At 37.5% G+C, this 25,440-nt stretch carries 19 protein-coding genes and 1 pseudogene; 7 read left to right on the top strand and 13 right to left on the bottom strand.

What is annotated here, in order from left to right; genetic code table 11:
• Window positions 1–4 precede the first annotated feature (4 nt).
• A complete protein-coding gene (locus tag AA0017_RS20175) occupies window positions 5–685 on the top strand; it encodes an ABC transporter ATP-binding protein (protein ID WP_413377387.1) in 681 nt (226 codons plus the stop codon).
• A complete protein-coding gene (locus AA0017_RS20170) occupies window positions 672–3,128 on the top strand; it encodes a hypothetical protein (RefSeq protein ID WP_413377385.1) in 2,457 nt (818 codons plus the stop codon). Before AA0017_RS20175 ends, AA0017_RS20170 begins: the two co-directional genes overlap by 14 nt.
• Window positions 3,129–3,210: 82 nt before the next feature.
• Here AA0017_RS20170 and AA0017_RS20165 read toward each other — a convergent pair whose 3' ends face one another.
• The 3 genes from AA0017_RS20165 to AA0017_RS20155 all read right to left on the bottom strand — a co-directional run bounded on the left by AA0017_RS20165 (window position 3,211) and on the right by AA0017_RS20155 (window position 6,129).
• A complete protein-coding gene (locus AA0017_RS20165) occupies window positions 3,211–3,909 on the bottom strand; it encodes an ABC transporter permease (protein WP_413377383.1) in 699 nt (232 codons plus the stop codon).
• Window positions 3,909–4,757, bottom strand: a complete 849-nt coding sequence (locus tag AA0017_RS20160; RefSeq protein WP_413377381.1) for an ABC transporter ATP-binding protein — start codon at window positions 4,755–4,757, stop codon at window positions 3,909–3,911. Before AA0017_RS20160 ends, AA0017_RS20165 begins: the two co-directional genes overlap by 1 nt.
• Before the next feature lie 283 nt (window positions 4,758–5,040).
• Window positions 5,041–6,129 carry a LytTR family transcriptional regulator DNA-binding domain-containing protein gene (locus AA0017_RS20155; protein WP_413377379.1) on the bottom strand — a complete coding sequence of 363 codons (1,089 nt, stop codon included), beginning with the start codon at window positions 6,127–6,129 and terminating at the stop codon, window positions 5,041–5,043.
• A 237-nt stretch (window positions 6,130–6,366) separates the two neighbouring features.
• On the opposite strand from AA0017_RS20155, the pseudogene AA0017_RS20150 reads away from it, so the two are divergent.
• Window positions 6,367–6,618: pseudogene (locus tag AA0017_RS20150) on the top strand (MFS transporter); the annotation flags it as partial.
• Window positions 6,560–7,582: an MFS transporter gene (locus AA0017_RS20145; RefSeq protein WP_413377377.1), complete on the top strand. Its 1,023-nt coding sequence runs from the start codon at window positions 6,560–6,562 to the stop codon at window positions 7,580–7,582. The pseudogene AA0017_RS20150 and the gene AA0017_RS20145, both read left to right, overlap by 59 nt.
• A 63-nt stretch (window positions 7,583–7,645) precedes the next feature.
• On the opposite strand, the gene AA0017_RS20140 is transcribed toward AA0017_RS20145, so the two are convergent.
• From AA0017_RS20140 to AA0017_RS20130, 3 genes are all read right to left on the bottom strand, one after another.
• On the bottom strand, window positions 7,646–9,070 hold the full coding sequence (locus AA0017_RS20140; protein ID WP_413377375.1) for a phospholipase D-like domain-containing protein: 1,425 nt from the start codon (window positions 9,068–9,070) through the stop codon (window positions 7,646–7,648).
• Between the two features lie 272 nt (window positions 9,071–9,342).
• On the bottom strand, window positions 9,343–10,503 hold the full coding sequence (locus AA0017_RS20135) for an IS256 family transposase (RefSeq protein WP_413377373.1): 1,161 nt from the start codon (window positions 10,501–10,503) through the stop codon (window positions 9,343–9,345).
• 416 nt (window positions 10,504–10,919) lie between these two features.
• Window positions 10,920–12,113 (bottom strand): class I SAM-dependent rRNA methyltransferase, encoded by a 1,194-nt coding sequence (locus tag AA0017_RS20130; RefSeq protein ID WP_413377371.1) that lies wholly within the window; start codon window positions 12,111–12,113, stop codon window positions 10,920–10,922.
• Window positions 12,114–12,550: 437 nt separating this feature from the next.
• Between AA0017_RS20130 and AA0017_RS20125 the strand changes: the two genes are divergently transcribed.
• Complete coding sequence (locus AA0017_RS20125) at window positions 12,551–13,990, top strand: NAD(P)-binding domain-containing protein (protein WP_413377369.1); 1,440 nt, start codon at window positions 12,551–12,553, stop codon at window positions 13,988–13,990.
• Between the two features lie 636 nt (window positions 13,991–14,626).
• Complete coding sequence (gene guaC / locus AA0017_RS20120) at window positions 14,627–15,610, top strand: GMP reductase (RefSeq protein ID WP_413377367.1); 984 nt, start codon at window positions 14,627–14,629, stop codon at window positions 15,608–15,610.
• Between the two features lie 74 nt (window positions 15,611–15,684).
• Here guaC and AA0017_RS20115 read toward each other — a convergent pair whose 3' ends face one another.
• On the bottom strand, window positions 15,685–16,521 hold the full coding sequence (locus tag AA0017_RS20115; protein WP_413377365.1) for an SDR family oxidoreductase: 837 nt from the start codon (window positions 16,519–16,521) through the stop codon (window positions 15,685–15,687).
• A 19-nt stretch (window positions 16,522–16,540) separates the two neighbouring features.
• The gene (locus AA0017_RS20110; RefSeq protein ID WP_413377363.1) at window positions 16,541–17,257 is read right to left on the bottom strand and encodes a sulfite exporter TauE/SafE family protein; all 717 of its coding nucleotides are present in this window, start codon (window positions 17,255–17,257) and stop codon (window positions 16,541–16,543) included.
• 90 nt (window positions 17,258–17,347) lie between these two features.
• Here AA0017_RS20110 and AA0017_RS20105 point away from each other — a divergent pair, with 90 nt between their 5' ends.
• A complete protein-coding gene (locus AA0017_RS20105) occupies window positions 17,348–18,547 on the top strand; it encodes an iron-containing alcohol dehydrogenase (RefSeq protein WP_413377361.1) in 1,200 nt (399 codons plus the stop codon).
• 130 nt (window positions 18,548–18,677) lie between these two features.
• Here AA0017_RS20105 and AA0017_RS20100 read toward each other — a convergent pair whose 3' ends face one another.
• From AA0017_RS20100 to AA0017_RS20080, 5 genes are all read right to left on the bottom strand, one after another.
• Window positions 18,678–20,168, bottom strand: coding sequence for a methyl-accepting chemotaxis protein (locus tag AA0017_RS20100; RefSeq protein WP_413377359.1), 1,491 nt, complete (start codon window positions 20,166–20,168; stop codon window positions 18,678–18,680).
• Between the two features lie 148 nt (window positions 20,169–20,316).
• On the bottom strand, window positions 20,317–21,444 hold the full coding sequence (locus AA0017_RS20095) for a mannitol-1-phosphate 5-dehydrogenase (RefSeq protein ID WP_413382738.1): 1,128 nt from the start codon (window positions 21,442–21,444) through the stop codon (window positions 20,317–20,319).
• 2 nt (window positions 21,445–21,446) lie between these two features.
• Window positions 21,447–21,878 (bottom strand): PTS sugar transporter subunit IIA, encoded by a 432-nt coding sequence (locus AA0017_RS20090; protein ID WP_413377357.1) that lies wholly within the window; start codon window positions 21,876–21,878, stop codon window positions 21,447–21,449.
• Window positions 21,875–23,977, bottom strand: a complete 2,103-nt coding sequence (locus AA0017_RS20085; protein WP_413377355.1) for a BglG family transcription antiterminator — start codon at window positions 23,975–23,977, stop codon at window positions 21,875–21,877. Before AA0017_RS20085 ends, AA0017_RS20090 begins: the two co-directional genes overlap by 4 nt.
• 19 nt (window positions 23,978–23,996) lie before the next feature.
• A complete protein-coding gene (locus tag AA0017_RS20080) occupies window positions 23,997–25,415 on the bottom strand; it encodes a PTS mannitol transporter subunit IICB (RefSeq protein ID WP_413377353.1) in 1,419 nt (472 codons plus the stop codon).
• Window positions 25,416–25,440 lie beyond the last annotated feature (25 nt).

The raw sequence follows: 25,440 nt of genomic DNA, 5'->3' as shown, positions 1-25,440 counted from the left end.
TCAAATGATTCATCTACATAATGTTACTTATACTTATCAATCTAATCACAGTACCCCGGTTCTTCAAGATATTTCTTTACATATCCCCAAAGGCTCATGGATTTCCCTTGTTGGTCCATCTGGTTCCGGTAAAACCACACTCTTAAAGTTAATTTCAGGAGTGACTTCTCCTACTTCCGGCCAAATTAAAATTAACGGAACAGATATTACAACCTTCTCTCCAATCAAAAGAAATGATTATTTACGTTCACAAGTAGCATCCGTTTATCAACAATTTCGTTTGCTTCCCCAATTTACCGTTTTAGAAAATGTGATGCTCCCCCTTATCCCTTATGAAAAAAAGAAAGTCATTAAGTATCGTGCACAAGAGTTAATTGATAGAGTAGGATTAAGTCACCGCCTCCATCACCTTCCCTCTCAGTTATCTGGTGGAGAGCAACAACGAGTTTCGTTTGCTCGAGCCCTCATCACACAACCTTCTATTCTTTTATGTGATGAACCGACTGGTAATTTAGACGTGAAGAACCGAGATAATTTATTACAACTCATCCGTGATTTCCACCGTTCAGGTCAAACCATTATAGTGGCCACACACGATCCCATTGTATCGACTAATGGAGACTATTTATTCCAAGTCCATAATGGGACCATTCATGAAGGAGAAATCACTCATGCTTCGGTATAGTTGGAAATCTATTACACGAAATCCTATTCAATCATTTTGGTTTACGCTAGCTTTTTTAACGATATTTATGGCCCTTCCGCTTAGTTTATCCATGCTTAATCAATCACGAGCCATCATCGATACAAATATTCAAGAATATGCTAGAGGTAGCTATGATTTACTCATTCGACCAAGTGGCTCCCAATCAAAAGTGGAACAAGAAATTGGGGCGGTAGAAGAAAACTACTTAGCTGTAGGGTCAGGAGGAATCACTCTTGAAGAGTGGCAGGCAATGAAAGAGCTTGATCACATCGACATAGCGGCTCCGATTGCCTCTTTAGGCTATTTTGCTGGTGAACAAAATACGATGGAATTAGCCAATCCTGAAACAAGTTCTTTTATCGAGCTAGAGTATCAAACTTCTGATGGTGTCAATCACTATTCATTAGGCTCAGGTGGTTCCTATTATTTCCTCGAAGAGAACGATTTCTTTGAAGGATTTGATTATGTTGAACAAAATACAAATTTAGATTATTTAAATCTAGGAGCAAGACCTGTCTTTAAGATGCCAACAACGTATCACCTGATGGTTGGAATTGATCAAGAAGAAGAAGAAAAGTTAACAGGGATTGATTTATCAGCCTTTCACGAGCCAATCTCCCCCAATTTAATTGCGGGCTATCAAAGCTTAAATGTTGGCAAGCATATCCCGGTTATCTACTTAGAGGATACGCATGTTTCTTTGGATGCCATTGTCGATGTCACTAGTCTAGATTGGTCAAGTGCTCAAACGAAGCACTTAAAGAATGAACTAAATGTAGAGCCTGATTTATCGTTTGTTTTTTCGGAAAATTATTATGAATTATTTGATCAATTTAAAGATATCCCCAAACTTAATAAAGAAACCTATTGGCTTCAACTGACGGAACAGATCAACCCCTTTCAATATACCCCTTTTTCAATTACTTATGATGGGCAGATTAGCACACCTATGACCTTTGCTTTTGGTGTAAGTGAATCCTCCCGTTTTTATCATACGGAGAAAATTGATTATGAAATTCTTGACCAGAATAAATTGAGCGTTAAACAAATTCAGTCAGAATCTGAGGTCCCGGTCTTTAGAGAAATGAAAGAACAGGGTGGTGCGGCTTATGAGTTAGCAGAAATCCCTTTTTTGATTTATCCTGTCGGAAGTTTTACGACGGAAGAATATCAGTCTTCACTTTCCTCGAGTCCTCTTGGGATTTATCAACAAGCACCTTCTACCTTAAAAAAGGACGGAACCACCTTGCATGAAACCTTGACACCTGGGAGTTTTGTCAGTGCTCCGGCTCAAGGTTTGGTCAGCTTAGAAAGTGCCGTTCACATTAAAGGAGAAAGTCCAATTGATGCCATTCGAGTAAGGGTATCTGATATTACTGCTTACGATGAAAAAGCGATTAATCGAATCAGTGAGGCTGTGACCGAGATTTCAAAAATAGGTGATTTTCAAATTGATGTGGTGGCCGGAGCCTCTCCAACCGATATGGAAATGATCGTTGAAGGTATTGGGGAAGTGACTCAGCCTTGGACTAGTTTAGGGGCAGCCACTCATATACATGATGGATGGAATACAGCAAATGTGATGATTTCAAGTATGCTGATTATCGTCAGTTTTGGTTACTTAAGTAATCGTTTTTTATTCAGAAGGTATACGAAACAAGAAGAACATCAAATTTTATTTGATTTAGGTTGGAAAATGAAACATATTCAACGGAATCATTTGCTCGAACAACTGTTACTAATGTTCTTCGCTATTGTAGTAGCACTCATCATCTTTACCTTTATCGACTCTACTATTTATCACTATTTGGCAGCCACAATTCTCTTAACACTTTTGGTTTGTATCGTGCTTTCGTATAAAAAAGAGAAAGCTAAAGTTACGTCACCGAACGTAAAAATTGGTCAACCGATTTGGTTACGAAATTTAGTGCATTATCGAAAATTTTTATGGTTAACATTTATCCAGCTTTTATCTGTTTCGATTTTATCGATATTTGTATTAGCTACATTAGAGGCGACGATTGATTTAACAAATGCTACGTATTTAGGTCAATTTATTAATAACTCTTTAAGTTTAGTCCTGCTCTTTATTATGATCGCCTCTTTGTTCCTAGCCTTTTTATCCATTGGTGAGAGTACGACAGGTTTTCTCCTTTTGAGGAGTGAGGAATTAATGACTTTAAGAGATATAGGTTGGAAAATAAGTGATGTTCGAAACTTATGCTTAAAGGAATCGGCTTTCTGGTTGAGCATTGCTATTTTTAGCGGGACACTCATTAGTATTCTTTTATTAAGTATCCTATTTTCATTAACTTGGAAGTTAATTTTTATTTCGATAGCTATGATGCTCTCTTTAATATTTATAGCAATCTTTATTGCTTACTTATCTATCCGTTCTTCCGTTAACAAACTGGTTAATTAAATAAAGACCTTTTTCATTATCCCTCCTAAAAAGCAGGTAAGTAGTTCTCCACGAACCACTTACCTGCCCTTTAAATTCTCATTTAATCAAATCGACGTCTTTTATAAATCAGCACCGTAATCACGATCGTTACTAGTGCCCATATTCCTAGAATCACTAAATTTTCCCCAACTGGCAGTCCTTGATGCAGATTAAGGACGAGTGTCGCAAATTGTCCATCCGGTAAGTAAGATAGAATGTTATATAACCACTCAGATTCAAAGAAATTGCGAAACAATGAGCTCATTCCAAAAATAATTAACACAGGCATTCCAACTACTGTTGTTTCCATAACCGTCCGCGACATCAACCCGAGTATCGTTCCAATCCCAATATAAATGACTAAGCTAATAAAAATAGCCACGATAAACAATAACGTATTTTCAGGAATCGGAAAGCCACTTATCAAAATCACACCAGCAATCATGATGGCCGTAAGAACTGCAGAAAGCAAACTTTTCCCAATAAACACTTCCGATGTACTTAACGGTGATAATAATAAACCTCTTAACGTATTCTTTTCTTTTTCTTCAGCAATCATCGCCGCCTGAACAAATGAGCCGACAATAACCATTGCTAATGTAATCGGAACAATCGAAACGATAAGTTCTACCTCTTCTCCTCTGCCGAACAGAAAAGCAAATAGCAAAGGCATTATGGCCGTTGACAACATATATGAATTTTTCATTAGGTCTTTATAGTCTTTAATAAAAATCGTTTGAATTCTTTTAAGGGATAGCATTAAATTAGCTCCTTTCCTGTTACACGTACAAAAATTTCACCTAATGTAGGCTCATTTGAATGGATCGCCTTTAATTGGTTCGTTGTAATGGCTTGCTTGATCAATTCGGCTCCTTCATGATCTTTGTCTACCGTTTTTTCACTTCCATCTTTTAGCAACAATGTAATAGACGAATCCGTATAACCTAATCGTAAGTTGGAAGGAGTATCCATCAATCTAATTTCTCCCTTATTAAGGAAAGCGACACGATCACAGATTTTCTCAGCTTCATTCATATCATGAGTAGTTAAAAATATCGTTGTCCCTTGCTCATTCAGTTTTTTTAATGAACGGTGAATTCGTTCTGTACTAACAGGATCAAGAGCAGAAGTTGGTTCATCAAGAAATAACAATTCTGGTTGATGAAGAATTGTTCTCGCCAAAGTGACACGCTGTTTCATCCCTTTAGAAAGTTTACTTACTTGCATTGGGCGTTCTTTTAACAAGCCGACCTCTTCTAATACTTCATCAATTCGATCATATTTGACACTATATAAATCACAATACATTTTTAAATTATCTTCAATCGATAATCGCTCGTATAGTCCTGTATTATCCGTTAATACCCCAATTCGTTTCATTTGGGAACCCTTTTTTAATTTCTCCACAGGTGCACCAAATACTTTCACTTCCCCATTAAAAGCTGTTAATTGAGCGGTTAAAATTTTGATTGTTGTCGTTTTACCAGAACCACTCGGCCCAAGAAAGCCAAAAGTTTCCCCTTTCTTAATGGTAAAAGAAACGTTTTCTAAAGCCTTTTTCCCTTCAAAATCTTTTTGTAACTGTGAGACTTCAATAATATTCTCCATATAATTCTCCCTTTCCGTTTTCCTATTTGCTTGACTTCAGTTTACGCCCGAGAGCCAATTGCCGCCTTAAAATAACGGTAAAAGGAGTAAAAATGATGATGAATGGAGACATTTTATCGATAAACAAACAGGTATATCTTATGTTAAAAATCCAAACGAAGGCCGCGGAGTATGACCTAACCTTAATAAAAAAAGAAACCTTCTAGGTCGGCCTCGTCTATAGGTCAAAGCAGGGGACATACAAACGACACTTGCCGACAATTTCCGGGGAAATAAAACTTAATTACATTCCTAAAACCTCTTTTAAATCATTAAGTTTCCCTTTTGATAACGGAATATTGCTTTTATTTCGATCATCCAAAATCAAACTATAGCTGTTTCTAGTCCAAGTCATGACTTCTCGTACCTTTTGTAAGTTGACAATATAAGAACGATGACAGCGGAAAAAGCCAAATGGTTGGAGTCTTCCACTTAACTGATTTAATGTGATCGTACAAGGAAATGATTCTCCCTTTACATGTAAATGGACGGTTCCATCATTGCTTTCGATATAATCAATTTCAGTAGGATCAAATAAGATAACTTTCTCTTCGACCTTGGCTGGAATACGTTCGAGTTGCACTTGAAATGATTGGGCTTCACTCTTTTCTGCAGTAGTACTCTCATTTACACCTTGTTCAGAGACAGGTGCTTGAAGCGGCATTGTACTCGTTATTTCCTCGCTTTGATCTAAAACCTCAATTTTTTTCATCCCATCTTCATTTAAGCGATAAACCTGATTGGTTAAAATGATTGCACTTTCCATATTACTAGTAAGAACCAATGAGGCTACCCCCTCTTCGGCTAGCTCGGTAATTAACCTTCTTAAGGTAATTTTGCTTTCTAAATCGATGTTTTGGTCTGGTTCTTCAAAAATAAGCAAATCTGGTTGATGAATCATTGCTTTTACAAACGATAAACGTCGTTTCGCTGAAGCGTCGAGAAATTTGATTTTACTGTTCTTAACCGCTAATAAGTTGGCTTTGCGAAGATACTCATTTACATCTGTATCTACGTCATACAAGTTTTTAAAAAGTTGTAGGTATTCAAATGGCGATAATCGCTCGTAGTACCCTTCTTCATGCATCACCACACCTATTTTCCGATTATATTTATTCCAATTTTTAGGGTGTTCAAGTCTGAAATAACGAATTTTCCCTGTAGCCGAAGACTCTTCTCCAATCAAGAGCTTCAACAACCTTTTGCCAAGGTCTCGTTCACAATGTATCGCTGCTACCTCTCCTTTTTTAACTTCAAAATCAAACGGATGGAACCATATTTTATTGCCTTCTACGATGCTAATATTGACTAATTGGATAAGTGAGGTTGACATTGCTACATCTTCCTTTCTGAACAGGCATAAATTCCCTTTATTACTATCATACATATTATCAACTATAAAGAAAACTCGTCCCATCCTTAACTAAAAACAATGACTAGCCCTCGTTCCCTTTAACTACTTACTTAATAAAAGAATCTTTTAAAAGTGTTCACTTGTTCAATTTCTGAAATGGGCTAAAGAGGTGTATAATAATAAAGTATGTTTTTGACTGGACAGACCTTCTGATAGATGAAGGTTTTAATTGGAGTGAACAAAATGGAAGCAAAAAAAGTATTGCCAATATTATTTGCGATTATGTTTTTAGTCATGGTCGGGTTTGGGATTATTATTCCCGTCATGCCGTTTTATGCCGAGGAGCTTGGGGCTTCCCCAACTCAATTAGGCTTGTTAATGGCCGTCTATTCTTTAATGCAATTCATTTTTGCACCGATGTGGGGGAGAATCTCCGATTCGAATTGGCCGAAAGCCCGTATTATTAATTGGAATTGCTGGTCTTTCTTTATCTTTCTTTTTAATGGCCTTTGCTTCCACTCTTTGGATGCTGTTTGCTGCTCGTATAATCGGTGGCTTTTTGTCAGCAGCAAATATGCCAACTGTTATGGCTTATGTAGCAGACGTTACGAGTGAAGAAAACCGAAGTAAGGGAATGGGAATTGTCGGTGCTGCTGTCGGTTTGGGATTTGTCTTTGGTCCGGGAATCGGTGGGATTTTTTCAGACACGAGTTTAACGATCCCCTTTTACCTTGCAGGTGCTTCATCGCTTATTACTTTTTTCCTTGTATTGACTGTATTAAAAGAATCCTTAAGTAAAGAAAACAAGGGAGAGTCGAACCGAAGTCGACCGTCCCTAAAGTCGGCCTTTAACGGACCGACCTCAAACTTATTTCTCTTACAACTTTTTGTCACATTATCGCTCGCAGGCCTTGAAGCAACCTTTGCCTATTACGCTTTTGAAAAAGCTGGCCTTGGCCCGGTTCAACTCGGATATATATTTATGATTATGGGTTTTGCTGGAGCCATCGTGCAAGGTGGTTTAGTCGGGCGCTTAACGAAAAAAGTCGGCGAAGGAAAAGTGATTCAGCTCGGGATTTTTATTTCGGCTTTAGGTTTTGCCCTTATTTTATTTATCGATAGCTTTGTGACCGCCGCTATCTTTTTATCCATATTTGGAATAGGAAATGGCTTTATTCGTCCGAGTGTTTCTTCCTTAGTAACCAAAAGAGCCAAATCTGCTTATGGCCAAGTAACCGGCCTTTTATCTTCCATGGATTCCCTTGGTCGGATTATCGGTCCACCACTTGGAGGGTTATTATTTTCCATCGCGATTAACTTACCTTTTATTATTGGAATGATTTTATCGCTTATCGCGTATTTCATTTATCGTCTCTACGCTCACCAAGTAAACAAAGAAGAAAAATTGAGTCCATCAGGAGAATCGGTTTAGAGAAAAAAGGGGCTGCCATTAGGTTCATTTCGAAAACCTAATCGGACAGTCCCTTTTCTCTTTTTATAATAGGTAATCAAAAAACCTTGTGATATAAGATAAGGCTTTAATCTTCCTAACTTTCCAACCACTCACATCAGCCTCCTCAACATTAGGATCAGCTTCATACCCATCACCCAAAACCCGTAAACTTTTCTGTTCCATCGCATAATCAATCTCTTCCTGTAAATGCCTAGCAAACGGTTCACTATCAATCAAAACCATTACCTCTGTATTTAAAAAAGTACTTCTCGCATCTAAATTAAAGGAACCGACTAAACTAATTTTTTGATCAAAAATATACGTTTTTCCATGTAACGACTCTGTGTTTGATTGGAATTCATATAAGGCATTGGATTCCACTGCCAAGTGATCACGATTTGGATAGTACCCTGAAAAAGCGACAGCATTAGGAGTCGAAGCAAATGAGTTCGTCATTAACTTGATCTTTTCTATCTCCACTTCGCTGTCTTCTAAATACGCAAGCATTTTTTTCGTTGGAATAATATATGGACTCTCCATATAAACAAAACCTGATGCGTTTTCTAATTGGTGAATGAGCTCTAACCAAATGATGGGCTCCTTATTCAGTCGCTCAATTGGACTATGCAGAAACTTGACCTGATTTGCGGGAAAAGATGTCGCTAACCAATCGACTTCCTCTAAAAAATATTGAGGATATTGTTCAACAGCTTGCTGATATGTTTTTTTTACCTCTTGTTCTCGAGCTTTTCCTTTATTACGTTGCCTTTTCGAAACATCGGTTACAACTGCTTTTGTATAATCGTGGTTCCAAACCATATCATAATATTGCCCTACATCAAATAAAACACTCTGTTCATATCGTTCTTCATCTGTATTCATCACAATGACATCGCGATCATTGGTCGCATCTTTTGCACCTTCTGGACCAAAATAACGGTCGCCAATATTTCTACCCCCGACCATTACCATCTCATTATCAATGACTAATAATTTATCATGATAACGATTATTCCATGTCCACGGTTTGAGTAAGTTCAAAGGTTCGTAAAACTGATACTCCATATTGGGATGCTCAAACATCGCATAACTTAACTCACGAAGGTCTGAATTCCACTTATTGACGATCCCGTCTAAAAGAATTCGGACATGAACGCCACGATCAGCTGCTTCAAACAGAGCTCCAAAAAATAAATCAGCATACTTCCCCTCATGTACAGCATATGAAGAAATTTCAATTGATTGTTCAGCGTGATCAATCAATTGAATCCGAGCCATTCCCGATTCAAAACGATCCTGTACGAGCATGACCCGATCATCGGATTCATTCTCCCCACTTTCAAATGTGGGTTGCCAATCCGGGGCAGTTGGTGTGTGGATTTTAAAAACAAGAGTTGTCGAAATCAAAACATACCCAACGTATAGGAGAATTAATATAAAAGTAATCTTTAACCATTTTTTTATCATAAAATCGAACCTTTTCTGCTTTTTTATAGCATATGAAAGAAGATGGAAAAGCATCCCTATTAAATGGGATAGCATTTTTCGACGTTAATGTAAAAGCCAATCACTGCCTTGGTTTTTCGTACTGTAATTTCTCAAACTCAAGTCAAGTCCTTCATTCTGTGTAAATTATGGTTAGTAATGTTTTATGGTTTTTCTGAAGGAAGGGGGTACCCCCTTCCTTCAGAAAAACCTGTCGATTCTATTTTCGGTTCTTTTCACTTCTGTTTTCTCAATTAAGATAGGATGTTCTTTTGTGATTTACGCTCATCTAATTCTATAAGTAAAGCACCAATTAATCGGAATGCCGAGTTGTCATTTGGAAAGATTCGTATCACTTTTTCACGACGACGTATTTCTTGGTTTAAGCGTTCAAGTGAATTAGTTGAGCGAATATGACGTTGCCATTTAATCGGTTCGTTCAGGAATTGGATGGCATCTTCAAAACCTTCTTCGAGTTTCGTTAAAGTTTTTTGTAACTTACGATTTTCCTTATAGGTTACCAGAAATTTCTCTAATTTCTCTCTTGCCATTTCAGCGTCCAGTGAGTTAAATATATCTTTGATAATGGCTTTTTCGATTTCCATTCCTTTCTTCGGTAATTCACTAAATAAATTTCGTTTGAAATGAACGGTGCACCTTTGCCAGGGAGTCCCTACAAACACAGTACTTATCGCTTTTTTGAGACCTTGGTGTGCATCTGAAATCATGAGTTTAGGTGACGCTAGCCCTCTTTGTTTCAAACTCTGCAGAAACTCTTTCCATGCTTCATAACTCTCTTGATGACTAACCATGAACCCGATGATTTCTTTCTTGTTTCGGTTCGTAAAGCCCTGGGCAATATAAACAGCCTTAGACACGACCTTTTGGTGCTCTCTTACTTTTATATACATCGCATCCACAGATACATAAGGGTAATACACCACGTTCAATGGGCGGATTGACCATTTTCTGACAACGGGATCTAACTTTTCTGTCATCGATGATACAAAGGACTTTGATACGTTTTGACCACAAAGTTGTTCGACGATATGCGTTACTTTACGTGTAGAGACCCCTTGAATGACCATCTCCATCATGCTTAATACCAAGCTTTGTTCAACCCTTGAATACCGCTCAAATAGGCTTGGAGAAAATTCTCCACTACGTGTCCTCGGAACTTTTAGAGTAATTTTCCCTGAACTTAAAATTAACTCACGCTCATAATATCCATTTCTATAATCGACTCGACTTTCTATCCGCTCATAGGATGAGGCTCTTAAATAATCATCCTGCTCTTTCTTCATAATTTCATTAAAAACTAATACAATAGCTGCTTTTGTAATTTCATCTAGATTCGAATGATTGATTTTCCCTGTTAAACTTTCCAAATTTAGGTTAAACTGTACTTGGGTCATCTTTTTCCTCCTGGTTTTGTTTTTTAGCGGTAAAAAACATTCTAACCAAAGGGAATTAAGATGAACCCTTTTTCTTTTTACACAATTATACGGACTTAATCCAAACTCATGATTCTCCTTACTTATCCCGGCCTTTCCGCACCCTAATTTTCCAAGCTCGTGATTTTCATTACTTATCCCGGCTTTTTCTCACCTTAATTTATCAAAACCACGATTCTCATTACTTATCCCAGATTTTTCGCACTCTAATTCACCAAAACCACGATTCTCATTACTTATCCCAGCTTTTTCGCACCCTAATTTCCCAAACTCGTGATTTTCATTACTTATCCTAACTCCCCACACTAAATAATCCCACAAAGCCAGCTAGTGACCTTATGGGACTATAGGAAAACTAGATTCACTGCGTCCTTTAATTATCGCTTCCTCACAAAAACAACCTTTAAATAATCACCCTCACGATATTGTGGATGGATTTTGAAGTCTGCTGGTAAGGAAAATTCTTCTTCGATTTTGTACTTTGTATTCGTTTGTTTAAAGGCCTGATCAATAAAATCTTTAAATTTCTTCATATCAAAGGAAGCACTATTTGTCGAAGCAACTATGGCCCCTCCTTTTTCAGTAATCTCAATCGCTTCCTTTAGAAGATTCGTATAATCCTTCGCGGCACTAAAAGTAAACTTTTTAGAACGAGCAAAACTGGGTGGATCAAGCACAACAAGATCAAAGGTCTTCTCCTTTTTCTTCGCATATTTAAAATATTTGAAGACATCATCAACTATAATATCTTGTGCTTCATAATCGACACCATTGACACTGAATTGCTCGATCGTTTTCGCTAAACTACGATTGGCTAAATCAACGCTCGTCGTTTTAAGTGCTCCTCCTAACGCGGCATAAACAGAAAAAGCCCCCGTATAAGAAAAAGTATTCAGCACCGTTTTACCCTCTGCATAATGGTCACGGATCGTTTTCCGAACCTCACGCTGGTCCAAAAAGACACCGACCATCGCTCCGTCGTTTAAATAGATCGCAAATTGAACACCATTCTCCTTCACAATAAGCGGGAACTCACCGCGTGTGCCTGCGACAAAATCATCTTCTTCTATGTACTGCCCACCCGTATTAAATCGTTTCTTTTGATAAATTCCTTTGTAATCCACTGTGTTTTCTAATGCGGCAATAACATCCTTCTGAAAAGAAAACATTCCCTCACTGTACCAGCTAATTAAATAATAACCATCAAAAAAATCAATCGTTAAACCTCCAACACCGTCTCCTTCTGCGTTCAAAACTCGAAACGCATTTGTATCGTCCGATTGAAACAATTCTCTGCGCTCTGCTACTGCTTTTTGAATTTTTTCTTCAAAAAATGATTGATCGATTTTTTCTTTTTCTTTATTCGTTAAAATCCAACCAAAGCCTTTATTTTGCTTCCCATAATAACCTTTCCCTAAAAATTGATGCTTATCATCAACTAACTTAACGAGGGTCCCTTCCTCTGTCAGTTGATTAATATTCTCTAATGCCTCTTTAGAAATAAGAGGATAGCCTGCTCGATATCCTTTTAAAAATTTGGGCTTTACTTTAACCGTTACTTCTTTTCTCATGATCTTCATCCTTTATGTATCCAACATATTGTATTCAGTTTAACGTTTTTACTTTTCAATAACCAGCCTTCCAATTCTAGCGACCATGACATTGGTATAAAGAGCACTAAAACCTTGTAGCATTATCTCACATAAATGACCTGCTTAAAAATGTAGCCACTATAATAAATGATTAATCCCCTATTTATTCATCCGATGAATCGGATAAACAAAAGTTAACATAAGCACTTTTACACTTAAATTATTTATATAAACCTAGCGTCAGGTATTTTTACATTCCCAATTAACTAACTTAACCAAATGGAGTAAATAAATTTAGATGAATTGAACATCCACATCCCACCATGTCAATGCTACTCTTTTCTTAATCACATTTCAATGTAAGGAACGACAATATAAGCGATGAAGCCAATTCTCCAAGAAAGGATTGAAGATATATGAGTTTAGACTTATTAAATAAACGAGTGCAAAAAGATCTTTCTTATCTAAATTTTGGAGGGGCTGATTGGCTAACTCCTACCACCCACTCTGATGAGCATGTTTATGATGTGGTCATTGTCGGTGGGGGTCAAAGTGGGCTTGCGATTGCCTTTGGTTTATTAAAAGAACGAATTTCCAATATATTAGTGCTTGATGAGAACAAAGAGGGACAGGAAGGACCTTGGGTCACCTATGCCCGGATGGTTACACTGCGAACGCCAAAACAGCTCACATCGATTGACTTAGGTGTCCCATCTCTTACGTATCGAGCTTGGTGGGAGGCCCAATATGGCGAGGAAAGTTGGGAAGCTATCGACAAAATTCAACGTCATGATTGGATGGACTATTTGCGCTGGTTTCGTCAAGTGTTACAACTGCCTGTTGTGAACGAGACAACGCTAGAGCTTGTAGAACCAGTAGAAAAAGGACTTCATCGTTTACATTTAACAGGTCTAGGAGCACCTTCTAAACAAGTCTTAGCACGTAAAGTTGTCCTAGCAACAGGGATACAAGGTGGAGGACAATGGCATATTCCGGCGATGATTTCAGAGAACCTCCCACAACATTTGTATGCTCACACATCACAATCCATTAATTTTGAACATTTAAAAGAAAAAAAAATAGCGGTTTTAGGCGGAGGAGCTTCTGCTTTTGATAATGCAAACTACGCTTTAACAGAAGAAGTTACCGAAGCCCATGTCTTCGTGCGCCGAAAAGAAATGCCGAGAATAAACCCAATCCGACAAATGGAGCTTTCCGGAATGATTGAGCGTTTTGCCGCATTAGAGGATAAGGATAAATATGAAGCAATCGCTCATTTTTTCAACCATAATCAACCACCAACAAATGATACTTTTAACCGTGCTCTTGCTTGGCCTGGGTTCCAATTACACCTTGGCTCCCCATGGCTTTCGGTTGAAGAAACAACAGAGGGTGCAAAAGTGACAACCCCAAAAGGAACGTATACGTTTGACTTTCTCATTATAAGTACAGGTCTCTTAACCGACCCATCCTTACGTCCAGAACTGGCTTTAGTTGAAGAACATATTGCCCGCTGGGGAGATAAATTTCGAGCAAAAGACGAGGTGAAAAATGACATCCTCGACGCTCATCCTTATTTAAGCTCTGGTTTCGCCTTTTTGAGTCGAACGACAGAAGGCACGCCAAAACTACACGGTCTTTTCTCCTTCAACTATTCAGCGTTAATAAGCTGTGGAATTACCGCTTCTGCACTATCAGGAATGAAGTTTGGGATCCCTCGTATTGTATCAGCTATTGCGGACCAGCTATTCATCGACGATCGAAAAGAAATTTTGGCGAATTTTTATAACTATAATGAAGCCGAATTTTTGGGAGAATGGAAACAAGAGGAGCTCACTTCTTTTAAGCAAAAATAAGAGCCTATGAATATTGCTCGTTTCTTTTTAGAGGGAGTAGGCTGTTTAATGTTATTCCCTATGTAGAGTCAATAAAAAGGTTAATTAAAATATTTTAAAACAAAGAACCTTGCATTATAAGAATGCAAGGTTTTGATTCGTTTACTATTGGTGAACAAATGTCGTCCCTCACACAACAATAGTAAATGTTTCACAAAATAAACACTTTAATTAATCTCTTCCCTTCAACAAGCAGGACCGTTGGATTGAGTTCACCTGATGTAATCATTTTAATAAGTAATGGCAAATAGTGAACAACAGGCACTTACATCAAGCAAAGCTTTCAAAAAATCACTTTTCTTATGATTAGTTAGTACAATCCACTCATCCTCTTAGAATCCATTAATAATTTTTTACTTATTGGTTAATCCTATTCAAAAAAAATGTCATTCAATTCAGTTCTTATTCCACTAATTCACTGCCTCAAATAAAAATTTTGACAAGCTTAAACACATACAGAGTAAGCGTTTTCTTACTTTCTTAAAGATATTCCCAAATTAATGCTTTGACAACTGCTTCAAAATGAGGTAAATTACCTAATGGACGAACATTAATATTATCTTAACGATAAAATATTCGTATTTAGAGGTGCATATAATGGATAACGTATTTGATTATGAAGATATTCAACTAATCCCCGCAAAATGTATTGTGAACAGTCGTTCTGAATGTGATACGAGCATTACATTAGGTGGTCATACATTTAAATTACCGGTCGTACCAGCAAATATGCAAACGATCATTGATGAAAAAATCGCCATTAATCTAGCTGAAAACGGGTATTTTTATATTATGCATCGTTTTCAACCTGAAAAGCGTGCTGATTTTATTAAAGACATGCATAACAAAGGGTTAATTGCTTCGATTAGTGTCGGTGTAAAAGATGATGAGTATGATTTTATTGTACAATTAGCAACGAAAGAGTTAATTCCTGAGTTTATTACAATTGACATTGCTCATGGACATTCCAATGCTGTCATTGAGATGATTCAACATATTAAAAAACATTTACCAGCAAGCTTTGTTATCGCTGGAAATGTCGGAACTCCTGAAGCCGTACGTGAACTTGAAAATGCAGGTGCTGATGCAACCAAAGTTGGAATTGGTCCTGGTAAAGTATGTATTACGAAGATTAAAACAGGTTTTGGTACAGGTGGTTGGCAGTTAGCGGCCCTTCGTTGGTGTGCAAAAGCAGCGAGTAAACCGATCATTGCCGATGGTGGTATCCGTACTCACGGTGACATTGCAAAATCAGTCCGCTTTGGTGCTTCAATGGTCATGGTCGGTTCACTATTTGCAGGACATGAGGAATCTCCAGGGGAAACGATTGAAAAGGACGGTAAGCTCTATAAAGAGTATTTCGGTTCGGCTTCTGAATTCCAAAAAGGAGAAAAGAAAAACGTCGAAGGTAAAAAAATGCTCGTTGACCATAAAGGCTCTTTACAAGATACGTTAAATGAGATGGAGCAAGACTTACAATCATCTATCTCTTATTCTGGCGGAAATAAACTTGAGGCGATTCGTAACGTTGATTATGTCGTCGTCAAAAATTCGATTTTTAACGGTGATAAAGTTTATTAAAAAAATAATAGGGCTGTGCAAAAGAGATAACATGACTTTCGCACAGCCTTTTTCTTGGTTAAGACTTTCTTGTCTCAATTCCCAGCTTTCACCTTCAGCAAGATCAGTTTTTCCATCAAAGCATAGGGCAGTAATCTCTTAAGATAATAGAGCAAACCTATACCTTTTCCTACTGGATAGCGCAGCTTTGGTTTCTTTTTCTGAGACACCTTCATGACTAATTGAACGACCTCATTAGGGTCACCTGCATTAGCAGACGCTTCTTTTGCTTGATTAATCACTTTTGCTTTGAATGGCGACTGCTCAAGATTATATTTTTCAGCATCCTTTAATGACTTTTCCCAAATTCTCGTTTGATAAGAGCCTGGTGCAATTAACGATACGTAAATTTGCTCACTTAATAGTTCAATTCTTAAGCTTTCACTAAATCCTTCTAAGGCATACTTAGAGGCACAATAAGCAGACAATCCCGGAAAAGCAATAAAACCACTTACACTACTAATATTAATGATCTTCGCAGGTGCAGATTTTTTTAATAAAGGCAGAAGTTCCTTTGTCACTAAAAAAGCTCCTGTTACATTGACGTTAAATTGTTCCTGCCATTCATCTAATTCCAGATCATTAAAAAAACCAGCCTGACAGTAGCCTGCATTATTAATTAATATATCTAATTGCCCAAATGTAGCTGTTAATTCTTCTGCCACCTTCTTAACTTCTTCAGGATTAGTAACATCCATTTTTTTTATATGTAAATGTTCTTCAATACGAAGTTGATGGGCCTGTTCAACAAGCTCCAAACGATTTTCTAACTTTCTCATCGTCGCAACGACTGTATATCCCTGCTTTAATAATTCAATTGTGATCAAAAAGCCGAAGCCACTGTTTGCACCTGTTACTAAGGCAAGTTTCATTGTTTCCCCATCCTTTTCTCTAAATAAATCTCTCTACTAACAAATAAATCGCTGTAAAAAATAATAGAATATATGTAAGAATACGGAAGGTTCTTTGATCCATTTTCCGATACAGATATTGTCCCACCCATAAACCACCGAGAACAAAAGGTAAACTTATAACCGTGGAAGTCCAAACAACCTGACTCGTCCCAGCAAATATCATTTGGATAACAAAACTAACAAAATAGATAAATAAATAGAAAGCTAGAGTTGTTGCTCGAACGGTGGCTTTTGATGTATTTGTACTTAAAAAATAGAGCAATAATGGTGGACCAGGCATGCCAATCGCCGTAGTCAGAGTACCTGTGATGCTACCGACTCCATAATCCCTTGACTGTTTTTGTTTAATTCGAAATGAGAAAAGGAGTAATAGCGTTAAACATAGAATAATGATACTAACCCCAACTTTTAACAACGAAATATCAACAGTTAAAAAAATATAGATTCCCAGTGGCAAACCAGGAAGGCTTCCGATCACTAAACGCCTTAACATCCCATAATCAATATCAGAATTTATTTTTCTAAATAGAAGCATAGAGATAATAAGTGATACTAATAAATTAATTTGAATAGCTTCAAACGGCTCAAATAAAAGTAATAAGAAAGGAGTAGCTAATATTGAAAAACCGAATCCTGAGCTAGTTTGCAAGATTGAAGCAACAAGTATGATAAAAATAAATAGAACTAATTCCATAAACACCTCTCCATTAGAACGATGCGTTACTATTATCATATAGGAAAAAGGGTATAGTTACCATAAAATCAGTAAAGGAGTTGAAACAAAATGTATCAACAATACTGTCGGACTTACCAAATGATAATGCGGACCTTCACTACTTTTTTAAAATGGAGGAAACCTCAACTAATTGAAGGAGTTGGAAGTATAAATAACGTCCCCTCTTATATCATAAATCAAAAAATAAATCATCTATTTATCGTCACCGATAAAGGCATTGTCTCCTCAGGATTAATGGAACCTTTGCTCATACAATTAGATAAAACAAACATTCGTTACGATGTCTTTAGCGACACAAAACCAAATCCAACGATTGATTTAATAGAAGAAGCTCTACAACAGTACAAAGAGCTTCATTGTGACGCTCTTTTAGCCTTTGGTGGCGGCTCTCCAATTGATTGTGCAAAAGTTATTGCCGCTCGAGTCGCTCAACCGAATAAAAAAATAAGTGAATTAAAAGGGGTAATGAAAGTACAAAAAGAAACACCACTACTTATCGCCGTTCCAACTACAGCCGGAACAGGTAGTGAAGCGACACTAGCTGCCGTTGTTTCCGATGCGAAAACGTTCGAAAAGTATGCTTTAATGGATCCGGTGTTAACACCAGACATCGCCGTTCTTGACCCCAACTTGACCATTAAACTGCCGAAAAACTTAACAGCAGCAACAGGCATGGATGCGTTAACACACGCAATCGAAGCCTATATTGGCAAAAGCACTACATCCGAAACCGAACAGCAATGTTTAGAAGCGGTTAAACTCCTCTTAGAAAATTTATATGAGGCTTATGAAAATGGGGAAAATATCAAAGCACGCGAAAAGGTGCAAAAGGCCTCCTATTTAGCTGGGTTAGCGTTTAGCCGTGCTTATGTCGGAAATGTGCATGCTATCGCCCATACTTTAGGTGGGTTTTATTCAACCCCTCACGGATTAGCCAATGCGATTATATTGCCTTATGTATTAGAAGCTTATGGGGAAAAGGTCTATCCTCGTTTAGCTAACTTAGCAGACGCTGTCAACTTAGTTGAGTCAACCACTCCGATAGCCGATAAGGCTGTGGCATTTATTGAAGCGGTTAAGAATTTAAATGATAAGATGGGTATTCCAAACAAAACAAAAGTGGAAGATAAGGACATTCCATTAATGGTAAACCGGGCTTATACAGAAGCAAACCCCCTTTATCCAGTTCCACAAATTTTTAACAAAAGCCAATTTGCTCAACTTTATCAGCAAATTCGCGAAAGTTAAACCACAGCATTCGATCTGATGTTCCTCAAAAAGAGTACGAAGCTAGTGCTCCAAGAAAAAACGATGAGAGGTGATTTAACCTTCTCATCGCTTTCCCAATTCATTTATTGTATCCTATGATGGTCTCTTTTTATTTATTTTCATGGTGAACGAGTGCTCTTAATTCCGCACTTAATTCTTTTATCTGTGCGATTGATTCGTTCATTTTCATAATTAAATTGTGCTCACTTTCCAAGGTTGATAATATCTCTTCTGTTGATGCGGCATTTTCTTCTGATATATTGGCGACATTCTCGATTTGTGCTTGAACATCCATAAAATGTTCAGTTGCCCCTTTTATTTCATCCATTCCTTTTGTGAGCTCCACATTCGTCTGTTGATAAGAATTTTTTATTTCGTAAAAGAAGTCAGCAACATCTTCAAGTAAATGTGCTCCTTCTTTAACAGCCCGTTCACCTTCCACTGATTTCTCTTGGGCAAGTTGCGATTTTTCAAAGAGTGTCGTGGTCACATCTGTAATCGTTACGGTTATTTCTTCACTTTGCTCCGCTAATTTACGAACTTCATCAGCGACTACCGCAAACCCCCTACCATGTTCCCCTGCACGGGCCGATTCAATCGCAGCATTTAAAGCTAATAGATTCGTTTGCTCGGCAATCTTCTTGACGCCACCTAACAAACTATTTACTTTCGTTAAGCTCTCCTGTAAATCAGAAACGGTTGTTGTCGTTAAACTAATTGATGAATGCATCGTTCGTACATGATTAGACACTTGTTTTATCTTTTCTAAACCGTCCGCTACTCGTCCATTCATTGAATCTGATGTTTGGACAATTCCTTCTGATATCGTGACTGTTTCATTAGCTTTTTGTAATGAATTCCCCATTGCTATATTCACCACATGGAGACTGTTCGATTCCTCCTGGATCGCTTCGGTCATTTGCTGTACAGCATCAAGCATATACTGACTGGATTCATAAATAGTCTCGATATTTGTATTAAAGTGAGTTACGTTATTCTCTAATTGATCCGTCCCTTTTTCAATTGCTCCGAACGTCTCTTTGAGCTGTTCTAATAATTGGTTAGCCCTTAATTCCTTCTGATACGATTCTTCAATTAATTCACGTCCCCATTTGGTTAATAAATATAAGACTACTAAGATACCATTGACCATTGCTAAAATCGTAACCATCGCCTTAAGTTGATGGTCCGCACCAAGTAATTGCTCTGGTCCAATAAGATAAATTGTGATTAAGCCAATATTTAGAAAGATACCGAAATAGAGAATCAAATTTTTCTTAAAATAAAGGGCGACAACACCAATTGTGACAATAATTATATAATGTTTATTTAAAGTGAAGCCGTCTAAAACAAGAAGGATAAGAGCCGCACAATTTGGTATCAGAGCAAATGAAAACCCTTTCAAATATGCTGAAATTGGTAAGAAATAATTCAAAACACTTAGTAAAACAATCCCTGCACAAGCAATTACTATAGGAATAGTATCTTGTAACCCTCTGTCCATGACAACTGGAACAATTAACAACAGCACCAAAATACAAATTAAGGTTAAGCTGACAAGATGAACTCTTTTTGTGTTATATGCATCATGTATTTCCATCTTTTCCCTCCTCTTCTTTCCCCTGCTATAAATTTAACTACTAATAATTTTATCCTAATATAAATGTCCTAGTTTTGATAGTCTTTATTTATTCGACAAAAAAAGCCGGTAGGAGGAACACTCTAAGTTTCCCCTACCGACTTTTTGTTTAGCTCAATCTTTTCTCAATCTCTTCAACTAGAGCACTGTTTTTATCTAATCCTGTTACTTCAACAATGACTTCTTTTAGCTCTTTTTGAGCCAACATTTGTTGTAACTTGACACTTTCCTCGTCTGATTGGACATCAAAGTGAAACGCTGCTTGGATTCCTTCTAATAAGGCTTTTGGTTCATAGCCGAGTTCAACTAATTGACGGGCTGGTTTAATAAATCTTTCATTAAAGCTAAGCTTTCTAAGTGGACCTCGGCCGACTCGTTTGACATCATCAGAGAGATATGGATTTTTGAATCGGTTTAAAATCTTTTCGACATACTTTTTATGCTCCGCACGATCAAAGCCGTACTTCTCAGTTAATAAGGTGGACGTTTCCTCTAAAGCCCCTCGGACCTTATGTTCAATTGTCTCATCGGCAATCGCTTCATTAATCGCTTCAATTCCTCTAGCGTACCCTAAATAAGCAACCATCGCATGTCCTGTATTAACCGTAAAAAGCTTTCGTTCAATATAAGGCGCTAAGTCCTGAACATAAGTAACACCACTAATTTCAGGTCGGCTTGTATGAATCGCCGCTTGATCAATAACCCACTCATAAAACGGTTCAACCGCTACCGTAAGAAGCTCTTCATGCTGTTGATTCGGTACAATTCGATCAACGGCTGAGTTAGGGAAGCTTGTGACCTTTTCAATCTCAGTGATTTCTTGTTCCGTCAAATGTGTCTCGATATGAGATTTTAACGTCTCTGTTGCTCCAATTGCATTTTCACAAGCTATGACAACTGCTTCTTTCCCTCGGCGTTGCTTTAGTCCTTTTGCAATCGGCTCAGCGACAAATTTTAAAATATTAGGTCCTACGGCAGTTGTAATAATATTAGCAGAAGCAATTTCCTCAATCACTTGTTCTACTTGAGTTTGACTATTTAAGCCTCTTACATTCGTCACTGTTTCATGCTGTCCATTTTCTTCTGCAATATGAACTGTATAAGCTTTTTTTTGATTTAATTCGTCAATAATTTCAGCATTTACATCTACAAAAACAACCTCATAACCTGAGCGATGCAAAAGAGCACCGATAAACCCTCTCCCGATATTACCTGCTCCAAAATGGACCGCCTTCATCATTAGTTCACCTCTTCGAATAGGGCTAATACTTCACTCGGCTCTGATGCCTCAACAATTTTATTTACATTTTCTTCTTCTGAACAAACAATGGCAATTTGAGATAAGATTTCTAAATGCTCATCACCAATTCCGGCAATTCCAACGACCAATCGAACTTCTTCACCATTCCAATCAATTGGATCTTGATAAATTTGAACCGCTAAACCAGACGCTATTACTTCTTTTTTTGCATCGTCTGTTCCGTGTGGAATCGCCAACATATTGCCCATAAACGTCGAAGTGAGCTCTTCCCTTTCTAACATTTTCTCGACATAACTTGGATTTACATATCCCTTTTCCGTTAAAATGGCACCGACTTCTTTAATTGCCTCTTCTTTCGTTTTCGCTTGACCATTAAATTGAATGTTTTCTTTTGCTAAAATTTGTTTCATTTTGTCCACTCCTTTTGTAAAGTTTCCTGCAAAAATTCTTTAAAACGATTTGCAAGAAATTGTTTTATCTCTAATTCTTTCTCTTGTTCAAATAAATGAGTTGATTGCTCACTTTCAATAATTAACGCACTAATATAACTTAACAAAGCTAATCGATGCTCTGTAAATGTTTCGGGTGCTAATAAAACTAAGATTCTTTCGACTAAAATGCTTTGGTTATCCATCCCTCGTCTTAAAAGAGGCTCTTGCAATTGATATATAGAGAAAAATGGCTGATTGATTTGCTGATGTCTCGTGTGAAATAAAGCTAATGATGTACCTGGTATCGCTAGTCCGCCTAATTTTTCTCGTTCAAGTAATGCCTCTAAAACATCCTCAGAAGACTGAATAATCTTCTTATGTTGATACGATTTACATAGAGCGGCTAAGTTATTCTCTAATAGGTCAGGTTTTAATTCTTTAAGCTCGAACTGTTGCAGAACGATTTGGATATCCTCATTAATGTCTCCAACCACTTTAAAAAAATGCTGATTGTATGATTGAAGTGTTCCTTTTTTAGGCTGAAGAACGTTCTCTTTCCAAACAACCGCTTTTTCAGTTAAGACGTTATCAAGATAATTTCTAATGGTTTGCACTTCATCCTTTGACAGAAATGGCTTCACATGAAAGTAATGGCCGATTCCTTGTAATGGAACCGTTGAAATGACTAGATCATAATCATGGAGTTGAAGCTGCCCTAATTCAAATAGAGAGGCATTCTTCAACATCGTAATCTCCGGAAATTCCTTATTTAATCGACTTGCCAACAACTTTGATGAGCCGATTCCACTAGAACAAATAACCAATGCTTTTAATTCAGCTTTTTTACGCCTAATTTCTAATACAGAACCAAAATGCATAACAAGGAAACCAATTTCTTCATCTGGAATATCCAACGAATGAAAGATACGTTTGGCAACCATTTTGACGGCATGAAAAAGCTCTGCGTAATCGTCTTTTATTTTTTCTAAAAGAGGATTATGAATTTTCATCCTTTGACTCATTCGATACATTGCCGGTTTTAAATGAGCGACTAGTCCTTGGTAAAGAGCATCGTCTTCTAAAAAGAGATTAAGCTCCTTCCCTACTTCATCAATAAATTTCTTGACCGTCACAGCTAATTGTAAATCTGAACCTTCTAATACCTCTTCTTTTTGATTCATCCATTTTACAGCTCGCAAATGCATCGAGATATAGCCCACTTCTTCATCTAGGATTTGGATACCCATCACTTTTTCAAGTTCACCTGCTAAAGATTTGGCAAGGTCAAACTCTTTATACGTTTGCAAAGAATGGAGATACTCTCCTCTTAACTCAATTCTCTCACCTTGCTTTAATCTCTCAATCGCCAATGTAACATGAACGATTAAACCAACATATGAACTATCAACCATTTCCTCAGCTACGGTAATCCGCCATTTGTCGATCGTTTCTTTTACCTTTTTTACAGTATCCAAATCAACATAATGCATCAGCCGCTTTAAGACAACTCTTGAAATAGCCGTTTGTTCTTCTTCCACACCACTGAGGATTTGATAAAAGTAATCCTCATTTAAATTTTCACTAATTAATTTACTTAAAGCTCTGCGTATAATAACTTCATCACCGACTACCTCAACCCCATAACCCCGTTTTTTTATGAGGGTCAACTGGAATTGACTTAGCCACTTCTCTACTTTAATTAAATCATTACTGACGGTGGCGACCGTCACATTCAATTCATTCGCTAACGCAAATAACTTTACAGGTTCTCGCACGTGTAAAAGGTGAGAGAGGAGCACAACTTGGCGCTCCTCTGGGGTGTATTCTTCATGGTCTAATGTCCCTAGAAAAGACATTAAATTTACGCGGTCATCTAGATTTCCTACAACCCCAAACCCATTTATACCTTTTTTTAAAGATAAGTTAAACTCAGCTAATATATCCTCAATTCCTTTAAGGTCACGTTGGATCGTGCGCGTACTAACTTCCAACGACTTAGCTATATCAGATAATGGTATTCCATCGTTCTGCTTCACTATTAACGTTAAGATCGAACGTTCTCGTGCGGAAATGTACAACGCAACTCCCTCTTTTCCCTTATTTATTTAGTCGCTCAATTAACTCATCGTACTTTGGACTGTTTAAGAAATGCTCTACTGAGATATGCTCCGCATTTGGATTTTTTGCACGAGCACGGTCTGTTAAATCTTTGTGAGTAATTACTACATCCGCATCCGCCGGCAAATTATTAATAGATGTATTCGTAACATCCATCGTAATTTCTGCTTTCTTTAACTTATTTCGGAGTAAAGAAGCCCCCATTGCACTTGAACCCATTCCAGCATCACAAGCAAAAACAATTTTATTAATGTCTGTTTTTTCTTGTGCTTGAGTTGCATCTACTTTTTGTTGTTCAAAAGAAGAAGCGACACTACTCTTTTTCCCTTTTAAACCTTCCATTTTCTCGGCAGCAGACGATAAATCCTCTTCTTCTTGTTTACCCGTTTTTAAAATAATCGATGCAATTAAGAAGGAAACAGCAGTCGCCACAATTACACCGGCTAAAACAGCAAAGTATTCTCCACGTGGTGTCATCGCCATTAATGCGATAATACTTCCAGGTGATGGTGTTGCTACTAACCCTGCATTAAGTAATGAAAATGTAAAGACTCCACTCATTCCACCTGCAATCGCTGCCAAAATAAGGGCAGGTTTCATTAAAATGTATGGGAAGTAGATTTCGTGAATTCCTCCTAAGAAGTGAATCACAACGGCACCAGGTGCTGATTGTTTGGCCATCCCTCTACCAAATATACAAAAAGCTAATAATATACCAAGACCAGGACCAGGATTTGTTTCCAATAAGAACAAAATCGATTTCCCTGCTGAAGCTGCTTGATCAAGAGCGATCGGACTTAGAATACCATGATTAATCGCATTATTTAAGAATAATACTTTCGCTGGCTCGATAAAAATACTCGCAAGTGGCAATAAGCCTAAATTAATAATTGTATTTACGCCATTTGCCAACCAACCGCTTAACGTAACGACAACTGGTCCAACCCCACCAAATGCTAAAATGGCTAAGATGGCCCCTAAAATTCCTGATGAAAAGTTATTAACAAGCATTTCAAAGCCTGATTTCACTTTTCCTTCTACTAACTTATCAAACTTTTTGATTAAGTACCCACCAAGTGGTCCCATAATCATGGCACCAATAAACATTGGAATATCAGCACCGACAATAACCCCAAGTGTAGCCGTGGCACCGACGACGCCCCCGCGGACATCATAGACCATCTTACCGCCCGTATAACCAATTAATAAAGGTAGTAAATAAAGGATCATTGGATCAACTAATGATGCTAAATTTTCATTAGGTGTCCAACCAGTCTCAATAAATAACGCTGTAATGAATCCCCACGCGATGAACGCTCCAATATTCGGCATAATCATGCCACTTAAGTTACTTCCGAAACGTTGAACCTTTGTACGAAAACTCGTTTTTTCCGACATATTCATCCTCCTTTTATGATAAAGA

It is taken from the genome of Alkalihalobacillus phoenicis (assembly GCF_047302405.1).
Taxonomy (GTDB): Bacteria; Bacillota; Bacilli; order Bacillales; family Bacillaceae_D; genus Alkalihalobacillus.
The sequence above is the reverse complement of the archived record's forward strand: the minus strand, read 5'-3'. Positions and strand labels throughout refer to the sequence as shown.

Excerpts from the sequence above, each read along its gene's own strand:
- AA0017_RS20165 (WP_413377383.1), bottom strand. The coding sequence starts at position 3,909 with ATGCTATCCCTTAAAAGAATTCAAACGATTTTTATTAAAGACTATAAA.
- AA0017_RS20140 (WP_413377375.1), bottom strand. The coding sequence starts at position 9,070 with ATGATAAAAAAATGGTTAAAGATTACTTTTATATTAATTCTCCTATAC.
- guaC (WP_413377367.1), top strand. The coding sequence starts at position 14,627 with ATGGATAACGTATTTGATTATGAAGATATTCAACTAATCCCCGCAAAA.
- AA0017_RS20115 (WP_413377365.1), bottom strand. The coding sequence starts at position 16,521 with ATGAAACTTGCCTTAGTAACAGGTGCAAACAGTGGCTTCGGCTTTTTG.
- AA0017_RS20170 (WP_413377385.1), top strand. The coding sequence starts at position 672 with ATGCTTCGGTATAGTTGGAAATCTATTACACGAAATCCTATTCAATCA.
- AA0017_RS20105 (WP_413377361.1), top strand. The coding sequence starts at position 17,348 with ATGTATCAACAATACTGTCGGACTTACCAAATGATAATGCGGACCTTC.
- AA0017_RS20125 (WP_413377369.1), top strand. The coding sequence starts at position 12,551 with ATGAGTTTAGACTTATTAAATAAACGAGTGCAAAAAGATCTTTCTTAT.
- AA0017_RS20095 (WP_413382738.1), bottom strand. The coding sequence starts at position 21,444 with ATGAAGGCGGTCCATTTTGGAGCAGGTAATATCGGGAGAGGGTTTATC.
- AA0017_RS20160 (WP_413377381.1), bottom strand. The coding sequence starts at position 4,757 with ATGGAGAATATTATTGAAGTCTCACAGTTACAAAAAGATTTTGAAGGG.
- AA0017_RS20080 (WP_413377353.1), bottom strand. The coding sequence starts at position 25,415 with ATGTCGGAAAAAACGAGTTTTCGTACAAAGGTTCAACGTTTCGGAAGT.
- AA0017_RS20135 (WP_413377373.1), bottom strand. The coding sequence starts at position 10,503 with ATGACCCAAGTACAGTTTAACCTAAATTTGGAAAGTTTAACAGGGAAA.
- AA0017_RS20175 (WP_413377387.1), top strand. The coding sequence starts at position 5 with ATGATTCATCTACATAATGTTACTTATACTTATCAATCTAATCACAGT.
- AA0017_RS20130 (WP_413377371.1), bottom strand. The coding sequence starts at position 12,113 with ATGAGAAAAGAAGTAACGGTTAAAGTAAAGCCCAAATTTTTAAAAGGA.
- AA0017_RS20100 (WP_413377359.1), bottom strand. The coding sequence starts at position 20,168 with ATGGAAATACATGATGCATATAACACAAAAAGAGTTCATCTTGTCAGC.
- AA0017_RS20155 (WP_413377379.1), bottom strand. The coding sequence starts at position 6,129 with ATGTCAACCTCACTTATCCAATTAGTCAATATTAGCATCGTAGAAGGC.
- AA0017_RS20090 (WP_413377357.1), bottom strand. The coding sequence starts at position 21,878 with ATGAAACAAATTTTAGCAAAAGAAAACATTCAATTTAATGGTCAAGCG.
- AA0017_RS20110 (WP_413377363.1), bottom strand. The coding sequence starts at position 17,257 with ATGGAATTAGTTCTATTTATTTTTATCATACTTGTTGCTTCAATCTTG.